Origin of the sequence: Mycolicibacterium insubricum (genome assembly GCF_010731615.1) — a bacterium.
GTDB classification, from domain to species: Bacteria; Actinomycetota; Actinomycetes; order Mycobacteriales; family Mycobacteriaceae; genus Mycobacterium; species Mycobacterium insubricum.
This window is the reverse complement of sequence record NZ_AP022618.1, coordinates 1,047,580-1,065,382: the sequence shown is the minus strand read 5'-3', so window position 1 is coordinate 1,065,382 and position 17,803 is coordinate 1,047,580. Positions and strand designations below refer to the sequence as shown.

The 17,803-nt window shown below is 68.7% G+C and carries 20 protein-coding genes and 1 pseudogene; 8 read left to right on the top strand and 13 right to left on the bottom strand.

Features of this window, described 5'->3' with window-relative positions:
- Positions 1-89 precede the first annotated feature (89 nt).
- The gene (locus G6N16_RS04875) at positions 90-1,679 is read left to right on the top strand and encodes a Na+/H+ antiporter (RefSeq protein ID WP_163787775.1); all 1,590 of its coding nucleotides are present in this window, start codon (positions 90-92) and stop codon (positions 1,677-1,679) included.
- A gap of 51 nt (positions 1,680-1,730) precedes the next feature.
- Here the strand turns inward: G6N16_RS04875 and G6N16_RS04870 are convergent, their stop codons facing one another.
- The 3 genes from G6N16_RS04870 to G6N16_RS04860 all read right to left on the bottom strand — a co-directional run bounded on the left by G6N16_RS04870 (position 1,731) and on the right by G6N16_RS04860 (position 4,816).
- The gene (locus G6N16_RS04870; protein WP_234805779.1) at positions 1,731-2,768 is read right to left on the bottom strand and encodes a glycoside hydrolase family 183 protein; all 1,038 of its coding nucleotides are present in this window, start codon (positions 2,766-2,768) and stop codon (positions 1,731-1,733) included.
- 102 nt (positions 2,769-2,870) lie between these two features.
- Positions 2,871-3,524, bottom strand: coding sequence for a PaaI family thioesterase (locus G6N16_RS04865; protein WP_234805773.1), 654 nt, complete (start codon positions 3,522-3,524; stop codon positions 2,871-2,873).
- Positions 3,521-4,816, bottom strand: a complete 1,296-nt coding sequence (locus tag G6N16_RS04860) for an adenylosuccinate synthase (RefSeq protein ID WP_083030066.1) — start codon at positions 4,814-4,816, stop codon at positions 3,521-3,523. Before G6N16_RS04860 ends, G6N16_RS04865 begins: the two co-directional genes overlap by 4 nt.
- A 98-nt stretch (positions 4,817-4,914) precedes the next feature.
- On the opposite strand from G6N16_RS04860, the gene G6N16_RS04855 reads away from it, so the two are divergent.
- From G6N16_RS04855 to G6N16_RS04845, 3 genes and pseudogenes are all read left to right on the top strand, one after another.
- Positions 4,915-5,517, top strand: coding sequence for a peptidase M50 (locus tag G6N16_RS04855; protein ID WP_163787959.1), 603 nt, complete (start codon positions 4,915-4,917; stop codon positions 5,515-5,517).
- A gap of 325 nt (positions 5,518-5,842) precedes the next feature.
- Positions 5,843-6,625 (top strand): site-2 protease family protein, encoded by a 783-nt coding sequence (locus G6N16_RS04850; RefSeq protein ID WP_083030068.1) that lies wholly within the window; start codon positions 5,843-5,845, stop codon positions 6,623-6,625.
- 82 nt (positions 6,626-6,707) lie between these two features.
- Positions 6,708-7,001, top strand: a pseudogene (locus G6N16_RS04845) (serine/threonine-protein kinase); the annotation flags it as partial.
- Between the two features lie 37 nt (positions 7,002-7,038).
- Here the strand turns inward: G6N16_RS04845 and G6N16_RS04840 are convergent.
- On the bottom strand, positions 7,039-7,455 hold the full coding sequence (locus tag G6N16_RS04840; RefSeq protein ID WP_083030069.1) for a DUF3151 domain-containing protein: 417 nt from the start codon (positions 7,453-7,455) through the stop codon (positions 7,039-7,041).
- An 83-nt stretch (positions 7,456-7,538) separates the two neighbouring features.
- Between G6N16_RS04840 and G6N16_RS04835 the strand changes: the two genes are divergently transcribed.
- Positions 7,539-7,988 carry a hypothetical protein gene (locus tag G6N16_RS04835; protein ID WP_083030070.1) on the top strand — a complete coding sequence of 150 codons (450 nt, stop codon included), beginning with the start codon at positions 7,539-7,541 and terminating at the stop codon, positions 7,986-7,988.
- A 137-nt stretch (positions 7,989-8,125) separates the two neighbouring features.
- Here the strand turns inward: G6N16_RS04835 and fbaA are convergent, their stop codons facing one another.
- Entirely contained in the window at positions 8,126-9,160 is a 1,035-nt protein-coding gene (fbaA, locus tag G6N16_RS04830) for a class II fructose-bisphosphate aldolase (protein WP_083030071.1), read from the bottom strand.
- 166 nt (positions 9,161-9,326) lie between these two features.
- Here fbaA and G6N16_RS04825 point away from each other — a divergent pair, with 166 nt between their 5' ends.
- Positions 9,327-10,019, top strand: coding sequence for a VTT domain-containing protein (locus G6N16_RS04825; RefSeq protein WP_083030115.1), 693 nt, complete (start codon positions 9,327-9,329; stop codon positions 10,017-10,019).
- A gap of 3 nt (positions 10,020-10,022) precedes the next feature.
- On the opposite strand, the gene G6N16_RS04820 is transcribed toward G6N16_RS04825, so the two are convergent.
- Genes G6N16_RS04820 through G6N16_RS04805 form a run of 4 tightly spaced genes read right to left on the bottom strand, consistent with a single transcriptional unit; the run spans position 10,023 to position 12,412 of the window.
- The gene (locus tag G6N16_RS04820) at positions 10,023-10,310 is read right to left on the bottom strand and encodes a cytochrome C oxidase subunit IV family protein (RefSeq protein WP_083030072.1); all 288 of its coding nucleotides are present in this window, start codon (positions 10,308-10,310) and stop codon (positions 10,023-10,025) included.
- Between the two features lies 1 nt (position 10,311).
- Positions 10,312-10,911, bottom strand: coding sequence for a cytochrome c oxidase subunit 3 family protein (locus G6N16_RS04815; protein WP_083030073.1), 600 nt, complete (start codon positions 10,909-10,911; stop codon positions 10,312-10,314).
- Positions 10,908-11,669: a hypothetical protein gene (locus tag G6N16_RS04810; RefSeq protein WP_110810782.1), complete on the bottom strand. Its 762-nt coding sequence runs from the start codon at positions 11,667-11,669 to the stop codon at positions 10,908-10,910. Before G6N16_RS04810 ends, G6N16_RS04815 begins: the two co-directional genes overlap by 4 nt.
- Positions 11,666-12,412, bottom strand: a complete 747-nt coding sequence (locus G6N16_RS04805) for a hypothetical protein (RefSeq protein WP_083030075.1) — start codon at positions 12,410-12,412, stop codon at positions 11,666-11,668. The genes G6N16_RS04810 and G6N16_RS04805 overlap by 4 nt, the downstream gene beginning before the upstream one ends.
- Before the next feature lie 139 nt (positions 12,413-12,551).
- Here G6N16_RS04805 and G6N16_RS04800 point away from each other — a divergent pair, with 139 nt between their 5' ends.
- Positions 12,552-13,160, top strand: coding sequence for a TetR family transcriptional regulator (locus G6N16_RS04800; protein ID WP_234805774.1), 609 nt, complete (start codon positions 12,552-12,554; stop codon positions 13,158-13,160).
- A 27-nt stretch (positions 13,161-13,187) separates the two neighbouring features.
- Here G6N16_RS04800 and G6N16_RS04795 read toward each other — a convergent pair whose 3' ends face one another.
- Together G6N16_RS04795 and G6N16_RS04790 are read right to left on the bottom strand one after the other, a co-directional pair.
- Entirely contained in the window at positions 13,188-13,859 is a 672-nt protein-coding gene (locus tag G6N16_RS04795) for a spore germination YkwD domain-containing protein (RefSeq protein ID WP_083030076.1), read from the bottom strand.
- A 106-nt stretch (positions 13,860-13,965) separates the two neighbouring features.
- Positions 13,966-14,886 (bottom strand): LLM class F420-dependent oxidoreductase, encoded by a 921-nt coding sequence (locus G6N16_RS04790; protein WP_083030077.1) that lies wholly within the window; start codon positions 14,884-14,886, stop codon positions 13,966-13,968.
- Between the two features lie 158 nt (positions 14,887-15,044).
- Here G6N16_RS04790 and G6N16_RS04785 point away from each other — a divergent pair, with 158 nt between their 5' ends.
- Positions 15,045-16,292 (top strand): cytochrome P450, encoded by a 1,248-nt coding sequence (locus G6N16_RS04785; protein WP_083030078.1) that lies wholly within the window; start codon positions 15,045-15,047, stop codon positions 16,290-16,292.
- Here the strand turns inward: G6N16_RS04785 and G6N16_RS04780 are convergent.
- Both G6N16_RS04780 and G6N16_RS04775 read right to left on the bottom strand, forming a co-directional pair.
- Complete coding sequence (locus G6N16_RS04780) at positions 16,283-16,894, bottom strand: TetR family transcriptional regulator (RefSeq protein WP_083030079.1); 612 nt, start codon at positions 16,892-16,894, stop codon at positions 16,283-16,285. The two genes, G6N16_RS04785 and G6N16_RS04780, sit on opposite strands and share 10 nt — an antisense overlap.
- A gap of 113 nt (positions 16,895-17,007) precedes the next feature.
- Entirely contained in the window at positions 17,008-17,793 is a 786-nt protein-coding gene (locus G6N16_RS04775; RefSeq protein WP_407663616.1) for an IclR family transcriptional regulator, read from the bottom strand.
- Positions 17,794-17,803: the final 10 nt, after the last annotated feature.

Below are 17,803 nucleotides of genomic sequence, written 5' to 3'. Positions count from 1 at the left end.
CGCGCGGAACCCGGGCGCGCAAAGTCGGGGCGGGGCGGGAGCACACCCGTCCCAGGATAGGTGCAGGAATCCTGAACGGAGGCAACATTTTGCCCGCAGAGGTGCTGGCGGCAGTGGTCGCCGCGGTCCTGCTGGCCGCGATCGCCCGGCGATTCGGGTTGTCCTCGCCGCTGATGCTCGTGGTCGCCGGGCTGGCCATGACGCTCATCCCCGGCCTGCCCACGCTGGTTCTCGATCCCGAGTTCGTGCTGTACGTGATCCTGCCGCCGCTGCTGTGGACCGCCGGGCTGGAGAGCTCGTACATGGATCTGCGCAAGAACGCAGCCACCGTCGGCCTGCTGGCGGTGGGGCTGCCGCTGGCCACCACTGCGGTGGTCGGGTTTGTCGCCTACCAGACCGTGCCGGCGCTTCCGCTGGCCGCGGCGCTGGTGCTGGGCGCGATCGTGGCTCCCCCGGATGCGGTGTCGGCGACCGCCATCGGCCGCCGGCTCGGGTTGCCGCGCCGGTTGATGAGTCTGCTCGGCGGCGAGAGCCTGCTCAACGACGCGACGTCGCTGACCGCCTACAAGCTGGCGCTGGCTGCCGCGATCGGGATGGCCGAGAGCTGGGGGCATGCGGTCGGCGTGTTCGTCTGGGCGGTGGCGGGCGGGGTGCTGGTCGGCGTGGTCATGGGCAAGCTGATCCTGTTCGTCCGGGCCCGGCTCAACGACCCGGTGGCCGAGAGTGCGATCGGCTTGGTCGCGCCGTTCGTCTGCTATCTGATCGGTGAGCAGGTGCAGGCATCCGGTGTGCTGGCGGTGGTGACCGCGTCGCTGATGCTGGGCCAGCGGGCCACCGACGCCGGCTACGCCACCCGGTTGCAGGACCAGGCCGTCTGGCGCTCCGTACAGCTGATCCTGGAGTCCGTCGCGTTCCTGCTGATCGGGCTGCAGCTGCCGGCTGTGGTCCGGGACCTGACCGGGATCCCGGCGACCGTGCTGCTCGGTTCGGCGGTCGCGGTGTTCGCCGCGGTGCTCGTCGTACGCATCCTGTGGGTGTTCGCCTTCGCGTATCTGACGCCGTCGTGGCTGGTTCCCGGCGGCAACCGCCCGCCGCCGAGCGCCCTGTTCGTGGTCGCCTGGGCGGGGATGCGCGGGGTGGTGTCGCTGGCGGCGGCGTTCGCGGTGCCGATGACGACGCTGTCCGGCGACGAGTTCCCCGGCCGGCCCTACATCGTGTTCCTGACCTTCGTCGTGGTGATCGGCACGCTGTTGTTGCACGGGCTGACGCTGCCGTGGCTGGTGCGCACGCTCGGGGTGCGCGGCGACGACGCCCGGGCGGACGCGCTGGCGATCGTCGCCGCGCGCACCCGGGCCGCCGAAAGCGCCGACCGTCGGCTCAACGAGTTGCTGGCCGACGCCCGCGAGGAGGGCAAGCCGATGGCGGCGTACGAGGCCGCCGCCCGGCTGCTGCGGGAGTGGAACAACCGCCGTCGCTCGGATGCCTGGAAGCAACCGATGGAGAGCGACGAGGGACAGGGACCCGCGCCCGCGGCGGCCTACCGGCGGCTACGGCTGGAAATGATTGCCGCCGAACGGGAGTCGTTCATCGCCGAGCGCGATGCCAACCGCATCGACGACGAGGTGCTGCGCACGCTGATGCACGACCTCGATCTGCTGGAGGCCTCGCTCAACGGGTGATCGTGTGTCGCGCTGGGTGGTGATGTCGTTTCAGGTCGTGGTGGTGTCGCGTCAGGCCGTGGTGTCGCGTAGGGTCGCCGCGAACTGCATGGCACGGTAGGGCCAGCCGTCGTTGGTATTCCATTGCGACACAACCAGACCGACGCCACCGGCCACGCCGAGTCGCGATCCGGGCAGCAGGTAGCCGCCATAGAGCTGGGCGACACGCCCGTGCGCGTGGTCCTCGTCGGACCAGCTGGAGCCGACCACCGGCTTCTGCACCGGCGCCAGATAAAGATTGGCCGTCGGCGAGGTGACGGTGCGGTAGCCCAGCGCCGCCGCGGACGCCAGAAAGCCGCCGAGCACCCACTTTCCGGGTGCCAGCCGGCGCAGGCACAGCTCGCCCCACCGCTCCCCCGGCGGCGTGATGGGGGTCGGCTCGTTGCCCCAGGCCCACACCGAGTTGGCAAATCCCCAGCCCACGTATGCATCTCGGTTGCCGATGTCGGCTGGTCGGACCCGGCGCAGGATGATGCCCGTGTCGCGGGTGTTGCCGGTGGACACGACGTACACCCAGCCGTCGTCGGGGTTGTAGTCCCAGGCCCACAACTGCGCGCGCCCGCCGTGCAGGTCGGCGGCGAACTTGGCCTGCTCCCCCATGTGCGTCCAGCTCACCCCGCTGTCGGCCGAGGTCCAGATCTCGGTCCAGATGACGTTCGGATAATCCCGATTGACCATGACGTGCATGTACATTCGGTCCCCGACCCGCAGCAGGTCCGACGGGATGACGGTGGAGAACCCGCCGCGGCGCCAGCCGGTGGCGGCGCTGTCGTGCACGTAGAACCAGGGCTGCTCGGCGCGGTTGGGGTTCGGCCCGCCGGCCCGGTTCCAGCGCAGCGGGGTCGCGGCGTCACCGGAGCCGATCAGCAGCACCGGCGCCCGCCAGTCCCCGGAACCCGGCTTCGGGCCGGAGAAGGTGTCGCCGAACGCCGAGACTATCGCGCCGTTGGGCGCGACCACCGAGACACCGAGGTCGGTGCCGCCGACGCCGAGCGCGTCGGTGATGCCCGGGCCGGTCAGGTCGGCGATCTTGCGCGCCGACGGCAGCAGCACGGTCTGGGAATCGGTGACGGTGCCTCGTGGCGGGGGAACGGCGGCGGGTCGGTCGGTCACGCCCACCAGCATGGCCCGCCGTCGCGCCGCGCGCAGGGGTTACGGCTGTCCGGGGAGCAGCCGGATCATCAGGCCGTTGGCCCCGGCGAGCACATTCCCGTCGGGATCACGCAGGTCGGCGGCGACAAACGCCTTGCGGCCCTCGGCCTCGGTGATCCAGCCCCGCGCGGTCAGACCGACATTGATCGGGGTGACCTTGCGGTAGTCCACGTGCAGGTAGGCGGTGCGGCTGATCGGCCGGCCGGTGGCGTGGATGACCATGCCGAACACCGAGTCGAACAGCAGCGGCAGCACCCCGCCGTGCACGGCGTTGTTGCCGCCGACGTGGTACCGGCTGAAGGTGACGATCAGCTCGACGCCGTCGGAATCGAACCGGGTGACCTTCCACTCCGGCATCAGCAGGTTGCCGGCGCCGGGCAATTTCGGGGTGCGCCCGGCGGGCCCGACGCCCTCGCCGCAGCGGTACGGCTCCAACAGCTGCACCAGCGCGTTGACCTGCTTCGCCGCCGCATCCCAGGTGTCGTCGTCGGGGTCGGTCGAGACGGCCAGGTCCTGCAGCCGGCGCATGCCGGTCAGGAACTCGCCGAAGCCGGGCCCGGGCGTGGCGGCCTCGAAAACCGGGAAGCCACCGAACTGCGCGTGATCCTCGTCGTCTTTGTGGCCTGCGCTGGTCACCGGGCCGTTTTCGGTCACCGGGCCGCCAGCACGTCGCGGCGCACGATGGTCTGATCGCGGCCCGGACCGACGCCGATGCACGACATCGGCGCCCCGGCCAGCTCTTCGAGCCGAAGCACGTAGTCGCGGGCCCTGGCGGGCAGGTCGTCGAACTCCCGAGCGTCGGAGATGTCCTCCCACCACCCCGGCATCTCTTCATACACCGGCTCGGCGCGGGCGAATTCGGACTGGGTCATCGGCATCTCGTCGGTGCGCCGGCCATCGACGCTGTAGCCGACGCAGATCGGCACGGTCTCCAGGCTGGACAGCACGTCGAGCTTGGTCAGGAAGTAGTCGGTGATGCCGTTGACCCGGGTGGCGTAGCGGGCGATGACGGCGTCGAACCAACCACAGCGCCGCGCCCGGCCGGTGGTCACCCCGACCTCCCCGCCGGTCTTGGCCAGGTAGGCGCCGTGCTCGTCGAACAGCTCGGTGGGGAACGGGCCCGAGCCGACCCGGGTGGTGTAGGCCTTCAGGATGCCCAGCACGGTGGTGATCCGGGTGGGGCCGATGCCGGAGCCGACGGCCGCACCGCCCGAAGTCGGGTTGCTCGATGTCACGAACGGGTAGGTGCCGTGGTCGACGTCGAGCAGGGTGCCCTGAGAGCCCTCCAGCAACACCGTCTGACCTTCGGCCAGCGCCTCGGCCAGCAGCAGCCGGGTGTCGGCGATGCGGTGCTTGAAGCCTTCGGCTTGTTCCAGGAGGGTGGTCAGCACCTCGTCGGGGTCCAGCGCCTTGCGGTTGTAGATCTTGACCAGCACCTGGTTCTTGAACTCCAGGGCCGCCTCGATCTTCTGCGCCAGCGCGGCCTCGTCGAGGACGTCGGCGGCGCGGATGCCGATGCGGGCGATCTTGTCCTGGTAGCAGGGCCCGATGCCGCGGCCGGTGGTGCCGATCTTCTTGGAGCCCATGTAGCGCTCGGTGACCTTGTCGATGGCCACGTGATAGGGCATGAGCAGGTGGGCGTCGGCCGACAGCAGCAGCCGGGCGGTGTCGACGCCGCGGTCCTGGAGGCCCTTGAGCTCGTCGAGCAGCACGCCCGGGTCGACGACGACGCCGTTGCCGATGACGTTGGTGACGCCGGGGGTGAGGATGCCGGACGGGATGAGGTGCAGGGCGAAGTTCTCGCCGGTCGGCAGGACCACGGTGTGCCCGGCGTTGTTGCCGCCCTGGTAGCGCACCACCCACTGGACTCGCCCACCGAGCAAATCGGTGGCCTTACCCTTTCCCTCGTCACCCCATTGGGCTCCGATCAGGACAATTGCCGGCATGGCCTACTCTCCCGCCTGTCACTAGGAATCTGCCTCCCAGCCGGTGAGCTACCTTATCCGACCAAGCGCCCCGTCAACCGGTTAGGAGCCAAGTGAGCATGCCCCCGGCTGTGCTGCTGCGGTTCGGCGACCGGTCCGTGCCGGCCGCGCTGTCGGATCTGCCGGCCCACGACATGGCCTCAGCCACCGACATCGACTCTGTGCTGCCGGACGAGGGGCGGCTTCTGGTGGCCGGTGGTGATGCCGAGCTGTCGGTTGTGCTGACCCGCCTGCTGCGGCTGGAGCGGCTCGACCTGGCCGTGGCACCGCTGCGGCGCGCCCGGCTTGCCGGGCGCGCGCGCAGCGGGGCGGCCAGGGCCGTGCCGCTGATCCGCGACGAGACGGCAACGGTGCTGGTCGGCAAGGGTTTGTGGTTGCCGCCGCCGGGGTCCGGGCAGATCGTCGGCGAGGGCATCGTCGATGACACCGTGCTGTTCGACGGCGTGGTCACCGCGCTGCGGATCGAGCCTCTGGACACCGCACCGGGGTTGCGGGCCGCAGTCGACCGCGGGCGGTGGCGCCGGCATCGCTGGGTGGCCGGCCGGGCCGCGCAGCTGGGCACCACCGGCGCCCGGGTGGTCCGCGACGGCGTGGAGATCCCCCGCCCGGTGCGCCGCTCCACGTTCTACCGCCACACCGTGGACTGGTTGCGGGTCGGCTGAGCAGCGCAGTACTCGCCGCGGCGTATCGGAAGAACACCTGGGGCGGGCGATAGGTGGATTATCCAAATATCGGTCTGGGTAGGTGCTGTGCCGATACAGCTCTTCCGCTGGGCAGTACCAAACCGTGACGAATGCGGGCCTTCGCGTGGATTATCCAGTTATCGGCTGCCACCGGTAAACATTCGGTACTCGTGACGGGGCCCGCGGTACCCGTGGCTCGCCTGCTGTAGTCGTGGCACGCCCGTCGCTACTCGATCCACCGCCGAACGTGGGTCTTACCCACCGCGCGGGTTGGTTTCGGCCCACGCTCGGCCATGATGGTGGGGTGACCGTGCATCCCATCCGGCCTGCTGTCCGACCCAGCCCGGTGTTTCTGGCCGTCCTCGGGGTGGCCGCGCTCGGCGGGGTCGGCGCCTGGTTCGCCGGGGAAGCCTCGCTACCGATCCCGGTGATGGCCTACGCCTCGGTGTTCGTGCTGGTCATCGCGGGCTGGGTGGTGTCGCTGTGCCTGCACGAGTTCGGCCACGCCGTCACGGCCTGGCGCTTCGGCGATCACGATGTCGCGGTCCGCGGCTACCTGACGCTCAACCCGCTGAAATACGCGAACCCGGTGATGTCGCTGCTGTTGCCGATCCTGTTCATCCTCATGGGCGGCATCGCCCTGCCGGGCGGAGCGGTGTGGGTGCGCATCAACTTCATGACCAAGCGCCAGCGCAGCCTGGTCTCGCTGGCCGGGCCGTCGGCCAACCTGATCCTGGCGGTGCTGCTGCTCGCAGCGACCCGGGTCGGCCACACCCCGGAACACAGCGTGTTCTGGGCCGGGATCTCATTCCTGGCACTGCTGCAGGTGATGGCCCTGGTGCTGAACCTGCTGCCGATCCCCGGTCTGGACGGCTACGGCGCACTGGAGCCGCACCTGAGCCCGCAGACCCGCCAGGCCCTGGAACCCATGCGGCAGTGGGGTTTCCTGATCCTGATCGTGCTGCTCATGGTGCCGCCGCTGAACGGCTGGTTCTTCGACCTGGTGCTGCGCATCTACGGCTTGCTCGGCGGCATCGAGCCCCTGGCCGGCCTCGGCTACGGACTCACCCTGTTCTGGCAGCACTGATCCACCACGCCTTTTGGTGCCGATCGACGCTGCCGTCACCGGTTGGTCTCTGAAACGGCTTTGCGTGGCAGGAGGAGCGTTCGTGGAGGGCACACCGTTCGGGCGCTACCGGCTGCTCGACCTGCTCGGCCGCGGCGGCATGGGCGAGGTCTGGCGCGCTCCCGACAGCGGCACCGACCGGATCGTCGCCGTGAAGCTGCTGCCGGCGAACTTCGCCCAGGACCCCACATTCGAGCAGCGGTTCCGCCGCGGGGCGCACTCCGCGGCTCGACTGCACAACGCCCACATCGTGCCCATCCACGACTACGGCGAAATTGACGGGCGCCTCTACATCGACATGGCGCTCATCGACGGCTACGTCGCCGACAATGGACCTACGCAGGTGCTCAAGCTCCCGGTCGCGTAGCCAAGCGCTACTTGACGCCCAGCTCCACCCTCGCCACCGGATCGCAGTCGTCGAGCAGGTCCAGGCAGCGCTGGTACTCCGGGGTCTCGCCGATCTCGTCGGCGGCGCGGGCCAGTGCGGCGACGCAGCGCAGGAATCCCTGGTTCGGTTCGTGGGCGAACGGCACCGGGCCGAAACCCTTCCAGCCGTTGCGGCGCAACTGATCCAGGCCGCGGTGATAGCCGGTGCGGGCGTAGGCATAGGCGGTGACGACCTTGTCGTCGGCCAGCGCCTGCTCGGCCAGCGCAGCCCAGGCCACCGAGGCCGACGGGTGCCCGGCGGCCACCGACGCGGCGTTCTCGCCGGCGTCCAGCAGGTCCTCGGCCTCGGGGTCCCCGGGCAGCAGTACCGGCTCCGGGCCCAACAGATCACCCATGCGTGTCATACGGCCCATGGTGTCATGTCGGCGCCGAGCCCGACTAGGCTGAGGGGGAACCGTCGCGCAGAACGGGAGGACAACCCCCACCGATGTCGACCCCCGCCGACCACGATCCGGACACCACCCCGGCAGCCGATCCGTCGTTCGCCGAGACCGAGATGCTGCCCACCGATGCCCCGGCCGAGCCGGAGCGCCGGTTCACCGCGCCGTCGGCCTTCGACGCCGGCTCGACCCAGATCATCAGCACCCCGCCGGACCCGGCCACCGAGATCTTCGACGTGCCCGGCACCGAACCTCCGACCGACCCGGGACGCGCCGCGCAAGCCACCCCGCAGGCGATCCCGGCCCGTCCGGTTCCGCCGAAGCGTGGTAGCTGGGGCTGGGTGGTCGCGCTGGTACTGGTGATCGCGGCACTGGTCGCCGTCGTCATCCTGGTCGTCGTTCTGCTCACCCGCGGGGATTCGAACGCCGCCGGGCTGTACCAGCTCGGGTCCACGATCGCGGCGTCGGCTGCAAACAGTGGTGGCCCGGCCGCTTAGCGACCGGGCCACGCACTCAAACCGTTAAGCTGCAGCCTTCGCAGCCTGACCTCTTCCTCGCGGAACCGGAACTTCCACAGCCGATCCCGTCCTCGGCTCGTTCCTCGCCTCGTCGAATCGGCTGGCCGCTCGTCGAATCAGGCTGACACACTCTTCCCCGAGCTGTGCAGGTCATTGCACGCCTCGATGACGCGCTCGGTCATCGACGCTTCGGCCTTCTTCAGGTAGCTGCGCGGGTCATAGACCTTCTTGTTGCCGACCTCGCCGTCGATCTTCAGCACACCGTCGTAGTTGGCGAACATGTGGCCGGCGACCGGACGGGTGAAGGCGTATTGGGTGTCGGTGTCGACGTTCATCTTCACCACGCCGTAGCGCAGCGAGTCCTCGATCTCCGACTTCAGCGAGCCCGAACCGCCGTGGAAGACGAAGTCGAAGGGCTTGGCGTCGGCGCCCAGGCCGAGCTTGGCGGCGGCGACGCGCTGCCCCTCGGCCAGCACCTCGGGCTTGAGCACGACGTTGCCCGGCTTGTACACGCCGTGCACGTTGCCGAAGGTCGCGGCCAGCAGGTAGTGGCCCTTTTCGCCGGCGCCGAGGGCGTCGATGGTCTTCTCGAAGTCCTCCGAGCTGGTGTACAGCTTGTCGTTGATCTCGGCCTCGACGCCGTCCTCCTCGCCGCCGACGACGCCGATCTCCACCTCGAGGATGATCTTGGCGGCCACGGCCTGGGCCAGCAGCTCCTGCGCGATGGTGAGGTTCTCGCCGATCGGCACCGCCGAGCCGTCCCACATGTGCGACTGGAACAGCGGGTTACCGCCCTTGGCGACGCGCTCGGCGGAGATCGCCAGCAGCGGCCGGACGTAGGTGTCCAGCTTGTCCTTGGGACAGTGGTCGGTGTGCAGGGCGATGGTGATGTCGTAGTGCGCGGCGATGCTGTGCGCGAACTCGGCCAGCGCCACCGCGCCGGCGACCATGTTCTTCACACCCAGGCCGGAACCGAATTCCGCGCCACCGGTGGAGAACTGGATGATGCCGTCGCTGCCGGCGTCGGCGAAGCCCTTGATCGCGGCGTTGATGGTTTCCGAGGACGTGCAGTTGATGGCCGGGAAGGCGAACGAGTTCGCCTTGGCGCGGGCCAGCATCTCGGCGTATACCTCGGGCGTGGCGATGGGCATGGAATTTCCTCCTGGCTGACGGCTGAACCTGCCTGAGCGCGGATAAAGTCCCCGCCAGTATCGCAGGAGTGCGCCGGTCACGAGACATGAGCCCGCGTTACCGACGGGTACCCTGACCGTCGTGATCACGACCGCTGCCCCAGAGGCCACCACCTACCTGGCGCTGATGCCGGACTTCATGGATCCGGTGCACCTGCTGAACTACTTCGGCACCTGGGCGCTGGCCGGGCTGCTGCTGGTGATTTTCGTCGAGTCCGGGGTGTTGTTCCCAGTACTGCCGGGCGACTCGCTGCTGTTCGTGGCGGGCATGCTGGCTGCCAGCGGTGCGGCGACGGCGGCGGCCGACGGAGTACCGCAGGCGAGTTTCCAGCTTTGGCAGCTGCTGGTCTTCATCCCCATCGCCGCCATCCTGGGCGGCCAGGTCGGTTACTTCATCGGCCGGTTCATCGGCCTGGAGATGTTCAAGCCCGACGCCCGGTTCCTCAAGCAACGCTATCTCGACGAGGCGCACGCGTTCTTCGAGCAGCGCGGCCCAATCGCCATTGTGATCGCCCGGTTCGTGCCGATCGTGCGGACGCTGGCCCCGCTGACCGCGGGTGCCGCGAAGATGAACTATGCGGTGTTCTCCCTCTACAACGCCGTCGGCGCGGCGGTGTGGGGCATCGGCCTGACGCTGCTGGGTTATTGGCTCGGTGGGTTCCCGATCATCCAGAAGCTGCTGGAGCCGATCTTCCTGCTGATCGTGCTGGCCTCGATCGCGCCGATGGTCTACGAGTGGTGGCGCCGCCGGAAGGCCGCCAAAGCAGCGGGGACCACCGACGGGGACGAGACCCCCGAACCGGCCGCCGAGCGGGGATAGCGCTCAGAGCAGGTAGATCCCGAAGACCGAGCCGAGCAGCAGCACCAGCCAGACGTCGGTCCCGGTCCGCAGCCAGCGCGGGGCGCTGCGCATTTCCATGAAGTAGCGCAAAATCACCCGGGCCTTGACGAAGGTCAGCGCCAGTACCAGGGCGGTGACCCCGACGCTGGGCACCACGGTGTCGGTGAAATGCGCGGGCGCCAGTCGCCAGAAGGCGATAGTGATGGCCACCAGCGCGATCCACGCCCAGTTCAGGGCGCGGACGCTGGTGTGGGGAACCGTGTCGCTCATGTCACCTCATCACGTAGAACAGGCCGAAGATGATGACCCACAGCAGATCGACCATGTGCCAGTAGGTGGCGCCGGCTTCGACCATCCAGGTCCGCCGTCGCGCGGGGTTGCGCAGTTCCCGGATCACCACGCCCAGGGTGATCAGGCCGATCAGCATGTGCACCAGGTGCACGCCGGTGATCACGTAGTAGAACGAGAAGAACATCTCCGAATTGGTGTGCCCGGCAGTGACTTTAACCGCCCACTCGTAGCTCTTGAGCACCATGAACAGGACCCCGCAAGCGCCGGCGGAGTACACCATCCGGGTGGCTCGGACGTGGTCACCGGCGCGTGCGGCCAGCACCGCCCGGGCGATGAACCACGAGCTGGTCAGCAGCACGACGGTGTTGACCGAGCCGATGTTGATGTCCAGGTGCTGCTGGGAGGCCAGGAATCCCGTCGGGTCCATGTGCCGGTAGATGGCGTAGATGATGAAGTACGCGGAGAAGATGATGAGGTCGCCCAGCACCATCACCCACATGTTGATGTCTCCGGGCAGCCGCGGTCCGTCGTCGGTTGCCGACGGCGCGGGGTCGGTTACGACGGAATCCTGTTGCTTCATCGGGTAGCTCCCACCAATGCAGCGCCGACGGGCGGTTCGGCCGCGGCGGCCTTGCGCAGGATGACGATCAGCGCGCCGAGCCACACGGAGAATTCGGCGACCGCGACCCAGAACGAGATCGAGCCGTTCCAGGCGAACGGTCCGGACGGGAACAGGAACATCTGGGTGGCGACGACCTCGGTGATGATCTGCCAGATCGAGATGTAGGCAAACCATTTCGGGAAGATGTTGTTCTTGTCGTAGAGCACCGCGATCGCCAGCACCAGGTACGCCGCGGTGAAGCAGCCCAGCGATCCGTTGTAGGACAGCATCCCCAGGTCGTAGAGCAGCCCGATGAGCTCTGGGTCGCGGTCGGGGCGAAACGCCGCGGTCAGGAAGCAGACCGAGACGAGCAGGAACCCGGGCAGCGCGCCCACGCCCATGCCGCCGATGTAGCCGTAGGCCAGCACCGGGCCGGTCGACATCCGCTTCATCTGGTAGCCGACCAGGCCGTTGGTCATCGCCGCCCCGCCCAGCAGGATGAGCAGCCCAACGAATCCCCACTGGATGGTGGTGTGGTGCTGGACGAAGAAGGCGACCTTGTCGGCCGTCGTCACATCGGGGCGCGGCGGGGGGGTGACCCGGGCCAGCAGGCAGATGATGATGCCGAAAAGCCCGTACCAGAGCGGGAAGAACCACGTCATCAGGACGACGTCGCGATTGCCGGCGGGCTTGCCGTCAGGGGTGGTGACGTAGCCCGACGGGCTGAGCACGCTCACGCGGCGACCACGCCGTCGGTCACCGCCTGGCGCACCAGGGTACGGCGCAGGACGAAGAACATCACCACCACGAACGCCGCCAGCGCACCGTTACGCAGCCAGAACGAGATCAGTCCGTCCCAGGCCAGCGGGCCGGTGCGGCAGACCGCCGCGGCGGCCGACGGGACGATGGCCGCGGCGGTGGCCAGCGAATACCAGCCCACCCAGCGCGGGAAGATCGGATCGGGCCCGTCGTCGAACCGGACGGCCAGTGCCAGCAGGACGAACTGGCTGACCAGCATCCCGATCGGCGCTATGAACACGATCCAGGCCAGGTCGTTGAGCAGCTGGATCAAGTCGGGGTTGCGGTCCGGGCGAAACGCCGCGACCAGGAAGAAGATGTTGGACAGCGCGAAGAAGGTGCCGCCGCTGATCACCGCGGTGAGGTAGCAGAAGGCGAACACGTCGGTTTGGCCGGCCATCCGCTTCATCTGCGCCACGATCACCATGAAGAACGGCACGACCAGGATGCCGCACAGGTTGAAGGTGACCTGGGAGAACCGGATGCCGGCGGTGTGCGCGGAGTAGAAGGCCGCGACCGCGTCGGCGGACATCTCGGGCGACATCGGCGGGTGGAATCCGGGGAACGCGACGGCCGCGATGAGCAGCACGAGCGCCACCGCGGGGCCCGACCACAGGCAGACCCACTGCGCCCTGATGTTGCCCGCCTTCGGCAGGTCCTGAACCTCGGCGAGAATCTGCACCGCGCCTCCTTTGTGACTTTAGTCAGATCTTCCCCGGCCGTGAGGACGGGAATAATCCCAGGTGCACGCTAGCGCTCGCGCGCCCATAAGAAAAGCGTTTTCTGAGTTTAGTCAGTTATTTTTGCCCTAGACTGGCCCGGTGACCAAGCCGACCGACACCGCCACGCGGGGCCGAAAGGGCCAGCAGACCCGGGAGCGACTGCTGGGCGCGGCGATCGCCGAGTTCCGGCGCGCCGGCATGGCCGCCGCCGACACCGGCGCCATCGTCGCCGCCGCCGGCGTCGCGCACGCCACCTTCTACTTCCACTTCCCCACCAAGGAACACGTGCTCATCGAACTGGAGCGCCGCGAGGAGGAGCGGATGGCCGCCGAGCTCACCCGGCGCTTCGCCGCACCGCACGACGTGCGCGCGACGCTGACCGAGGCGATCGCCGTGCTGGAGCAGCTCAAGGTGCGCCTGGGCCGGTATCTGTTCAAAGACTTTGTCGGACTGCATTTTTCATCGACCGCGCCGCCCACCGACGAGTGGGCGACGCACCCGTTCATCGTCGCCGTCGTCGACGATCTGACGCGGGCCCGCGACGACGGTCAGATCCCGGCCGACGTCGACGTGATGCACAACGGCATCTCGTTCCTGGTCGGGCTCTACGCGCTGCTCATCGCGATCCCCGAGCCGATCCGGGAGCCGTTCCTCGACGAGTACCTGAGGACCTACCTCTACGGCCTTCGTGCCGTATCCGGCCCCTGAGTGCCGGTCCTCGGCAGGCAAGAACAGCTAAGGAACCGAAAGAAATCCGTCCTGGTAGACCCAGCCCGCCCCGCTCTGGACCTCGGGAATCGTCAGATGACACCAGTTGTCGCTGCACGGCGCGATCAGATCGTATTTGCTTCCCTGGTGTAGGAATATGCCGTTGATCTTCTTACCCGTTCCGTTGGGCGCATCGTAGACATCGACATCGGAGGTAACCGTCACCTGAGGCGCCGTGCCCCCCGTTGACGACGGGCGCTTGCCCAGGGTGATTTCCTTCTTCGGCTTCTCCGGGGTCGCGTCCGGTGCCGGGGTCGGCTTGCCGAACACCACCGTGACGTAGTCGGTTTCGCCCAGACGGTAGAAGCCCACTCCGTACTCGGTGAAGCCGCAATCCTGAACCTGTTGACGTACACCGGACGTCAACAATTCCAATGCCTTGGCCTTGGGGTCCGCGATGCCGATGTTCTGCCGAATCTCGCCGTCGTATCCACTCACGGACGCCTTGGATGGGAAGTTGCGGGCGTAATACTGCGCGTCGCGCTCCAGTGCCGTGTTGTAGTTGAGCGGCGCGCACTTGGACGATAGCTGTTGACTGACGACCAAGTCTTTGATTCCCTGCAGCGGGTCGTCGGCGACGGCAGTCCCGGCCGACACCAGCCAACCCCCGATCAGCGCACCGCCGACCGTGATAATCATTGTTGCCGAGCGTAATCCAGCCATGTAACTGCCCCTCCGATACCGAGAAAGCCGGTTTCGGATCAGTGAAGCCCGCGTCGGTGCACGCCGCCAGCACCGGTCCCACTCACCGGAACCCGGTTGCCCCCAGCCCGAGCTCGGCGGCCAGCTCACGCAGCGCCGGGCGCGGGTCGATGCCCGGGCGCTCACCGAGCACCTGGATGACGACGTGATCGGCCCCGGCGTCCAGATGCGCGGTCACCGAGGCCGCGGCGTCGGCCAGTGAACCCATGCCCACCAGCGCGCGGGCCAGCCGGTCGGAGCCGCCGCGCACCAGGTCGGATTCGTCAAAACCCTGACGCAGCCAGGAGTTCCGGTAGTTGGGCAGCATGGAGTACATGTCCAGGTGCTGATGCGCGTAGGCCAGCTGCTGGGCGTCGTCACCGCCGACGACGACGGCCTGCTCGGAGACCACCCATTTGTCCGGCCCGAGGATGTCCCGGGTGACGCGGGTGTGCTCCGGGGTGACCAGGTACGGGTGCGCGCCGTCGGCGTGGGTGCCGGAGAGCTCGATCATCTTCGGACCGAGTGCCGCCAGCAGCCGGGACGGCCGGCCGATGCCCGGTTCGATCCGGTCCGAGACCGCGGCCATGCCGTCGAGGTAGTTGCGCATGGTGGCCAGCGGCTTGGTGTAGGTCCCGCCCATCGCATCGACCAGCGGGCCGTGGCTGACCCCGAGTCCCAGCACGAAGCGTCCGGGGTGCAGCGCGGTGAGGGTGCGGGCGCCGGCTTCGGCGGCCGCGGGCACCCGGACGTGGATGTTGGCAATGCCGGTGCCGATCACCAGCGATTCGGTGGCCGCCAGGAAGGCCGCCGACTGGGTCAGGCACTCCTTGCCGAACGCCTCGGGCAGGAACAGCGACCCGAAACCGAGCGCCTCGATCTCGCGGGCCACCTGCTGCGCCTCGGGCATGGCCCAGCTGTCACTGGCCCACCACACGCCGATCCGGGAGCCGAAGTCGATGCGGGTGCGTTCAGAAGTGGTCACCTCAGCGATGGTAGGCCGAGGCCGGTGGCCGCGAGGGCCCAGGGCAGGAGAGCGCAGGGTGGGGTGCATCGAGCCCAACTGACCATACAGTTCATATATCTTGTGTATGGTCATGGTCGTTGCGCCGCGTCCCCGACCGCGGCCGGAGAAAGGACCCGATGACCTCCACCGCGCGCTGTCCATTTCGCCCCCGGCCCGACGGCATCGACTTCGTCGACCCCGATGTGCTAGCCGAGGGCATCCCGCTGCGCGAGTTCGCCGAACTCCGCAAAAACGCGCCGGTGTGGTGGAACGCGCAGGAGCCCGGCACCGGGGGCTTCACCGACGGCGGGTTCTGGGTGGTCAGCCGGCACGCCGACATCAAGGCCATCTCGCGCGACCCGGACACCTTCTCCGCCAACCGCAAGGGCGTGGTGATCAGCTTCTTCGAGGGGATGGACGAGGAGAAGATCGAGCTCACCAAGGCCCTGCTGATCAACCACGATCCGCCCGAACACACCCGGCTGCGGCGCATCGTGTCCCGGCTGTTCGCCCCGCGCGCGGTCGCCGAGCTCGAGGAGAAACTGCGCACCGCGGCGAGGCGCATCGTCGAGGAGGCCGCGGCCACCGGCTCCGGTGACTTCGTCGCCGATATCGCCTCGCGGTTGCCGCTGCTGGCCATCGCCGACCTGATCGGTGTGCCCGCCGAGGACCACGAGAAGGTATTCCACTGGGCGAACTCGGTGGTCAACCTGGAGGATCCCGACGCCGGGCTGGACGACCCGGCCGTCGCCAACGCCCAACTGCTGGCCTACGCCTACGGCATGGCCGACGAGCGGCGCCGCTGCCCGGCCGATGACATCGTCACCAAGCTGGTGCACGCCGACCTCGACGGCGAGTGGATGACCGAGGAAGAGTTCGGCTTCTTCGTGGTGCTGCTGGCCGTCGCCGGCAACGAGACCACCCGCAATGCGATCACCCACGGGCTCAACGCTTTTCTCGACAATCCCGAGCAGTGGGACCTCTATCGCCGGGAGCGCCCGGTCACCGCGGCCGACGAGATTGTCCGGTGGAGCACCCCGGTGTATGCCTTCCAGCGCACCGCCACCCGCGACGTCGAACTCGGTGGCGCCGAGATCTCCGCGGGTCAGCGCGTCGGATTGTTCTACGCCTCGGCCAATTTCGACGACGACGTGTTCGAGAACCCGAGCGAGTTCAACGTGCTGCGCAACCCCAACCCGCATCTGGGGTTCGGCGGGCAGGGCACGCACTTCTGCCTGGGTGCCAACCTGGCCCGCACCGAGATCAACCTGATGTTCAACGCCATCGCCGACGTGCTGCCCGACATCACCAAGCTCGGCGAGCCCAAGCGGCTGCGCTCGGCGTGGCTCAACGGGGTGACGGGCTTCGACGTCCGCTATCGCTGAATCGGTTGGGCGGCAACCGCCGAACCCACCCAGCGGGCCAGGTAGCGACGCAGGTCCGCGCCGTCCCGCGGCGGCTGTCCCGGATCGGTGACGAACGACTGCACGGTGCGCAGCACGAACTCGACCAGCTCGTCGAGGGCGCTGTCGTCGTATCCGTAGGCGGCCCAGTCGACTTCGAAGCGGTCCAGCATGGACCGGCCGAAGTGCCGCGCCTGCTCCGAGGTGATCGCCGGCAGAAATCGGTTGGTGTGCGCGGGCATCAGCAGCAATCCCAGGTGCGGGGTGACCGGCAACGTCTCCAGCACGAAGGCCAGCCCCTCAGTGACGGCGGCCGACGGGTCGGTGATGCCGGCCAGCTGCTCCTCGATCCGGTCGAGGAAGGAACCGACCGACGCGACGGCCGCCGCGGCCATCAGCGCCTCGGCGTTGGGAAAGTACCGGTAGACGGTCTGCCGGATCACCCCGAGCGAGCGGGCCACCTCGGCGATGCCGATCTCGGCGCCGGTCTCGTCGATGGTGGCGACCGCGGCGGCGACGATCCGCGCCACCGCCTCCTCGTCGTCAGCCGGCGGGTCCCCCGCCCAGCCGTGTCTGCGTGCCATCAGCGCGTAGCTCAGCGGGTGCGCTGTGCGGTGGCGGCCGTGGTCATACCGGTGATGCTATTCGCTCGGCTGATCCGCACCCAGATCCGCCTGCGGAACCCCGCGCGGTCACCTCAGGTCTGCAGGGCCCCGGACAGCAGATGGGCCTGGTGCAGCAGCAGGTCACCGAGTTCCCTGCGCCGCTCGGGTTTGAACCGCGTCTCCACCCCGGTCAGGCTCAACGCCCAGGCCGGAGCGCCGTTGCCGTCGAACACCGCCGCGGCCATGCCCCAGCTGCCCTCGACGATCAGCCCGGGATTGATCGCGTATCCGGTCTCCCGTGTGGCGGCGATACGTGTGCGGATCTGCGGCTCGGCGTGCGCCGGCCCCCAGCCCTCCTCGGGCCGCACCCGGGCGAAGTAGCCGTCGACATCGGCGTCGGGCAGGTGCGCCAGAATCGCCAGCCCGGCGCTGGCCACGGCCAGGGGGAACCTGATCCCCACGTGCAGGACGTGCGAGCGCAGCGGGAAGCTGCCCTCCTCCGCCAGCACACACACCGTCTCGTCACCCCGGCGGGCGGAGAAGAACGCGCTCTCGCCGGTTTCCCGTGCCAGCCGCGCCACCGCCGGGCGTACCCGGCCGGTGACCTCGTAGCGGGCCGCGGCGCCCACGCTCAGCAGGTACAGCTCCGAGCCCAACGACCACAGTCCGGATCTGTCACGGGCCACCAGATCCTCGGCGGCCAGCGCGGTCAGCAGCCGGTGTGCGGTGGGCCGGGCCAGTCCCGCCGACCGCGCAAGGTCGGTGGTGGATATCCCGGTCGGCTCGGCCGCGGCCACCGCACGCAGCACCGCCGCGGCGCGCCCCACCACGTTGACGCCGGGGCCCGATCCGTCCGCCGAAGTCGTCACGGCCGCCAATCCTAGGCGT

Bases quoted from the DNA above. Each gene is read 5' to 3' on its own strand.
- G6N16_RS04860 (WP_083030066.1), bottom strand. From the start codon at position 4,816: ATGCCGGCAATTGTCCTGATCGGAGCCCAATGGGGTGACGAGGGAAAG.
- fbaA (WP_083030071.1), bottom strand. From the start codon at position 9,160: ATGCCCATCGCCACGCCCGAGGTATACGCCGAGATGCTGGCCCGCGCC.
- G6N16_RS04815 (WP_083030073.1), bottom strand. From the start codon at position 10,911: ATGAAGCAACAGGATTCCGTCGTAACCGACCCCGCGCCGTCGGCAACC.
- G6N16_RS04795 (WP_083030076.1), bottom strand. From the start codon at position 13,859: ATGATTATCACGGTCGGCGGTGCGCTGATCGGGGGTTGGCTGGTGTCG.
- G6N16_RS04855 (WP_163787959.1), top strand. From the start codon at position 4,915: ATGCCCCCGGCTGTGCTGCTGCGGTTCGGCGACCGGTCCGTGCCGGCC.
- G6N16_RS04840 (WP_083030069.1), bottom strand. From the start codon at position 7,455: ATGACACGCATGGGTGATCTGTTGGGCCCGGAGCCGGTACTGCTGCCC.
- G6N16_RS04785 (WP_083030078.1), top strand. From the start codon at position 15,045: ATGACCTCCACCGCGCGCTGTCCATTTCGCCCCCGGCCCGACGGCATC.
- G6N16_RS04780 (WP_083030079.1), bottom strand. From the start codon at position 16,894: ATGGCACGCAGACACGGCTGGGCGGGGGACCCGCCGGCTGACGACGAG.
- G6N16_RS04825 (WP_083030115.1), top strand. From the start codon at position 9,327: ATGCCGGACTTCATGGATCCGGTGCACCTGCTGAACTACTTCGGCACC.
- G6N16_RS04820 (WP_083030072.1), bottom strand. From the start codon at position 10,310: ATGAGCGACACGGTTCCCCACACCAGCGTCCGCGCCCTGAACTGGGCG.
- G6N16_RS04835 (WP_083030070.1), top strand. From the start codon at position 7,539: ATGTCGACCCCCGCCGACCACGATCCGGACACCACCCCGGCAGCCGAT.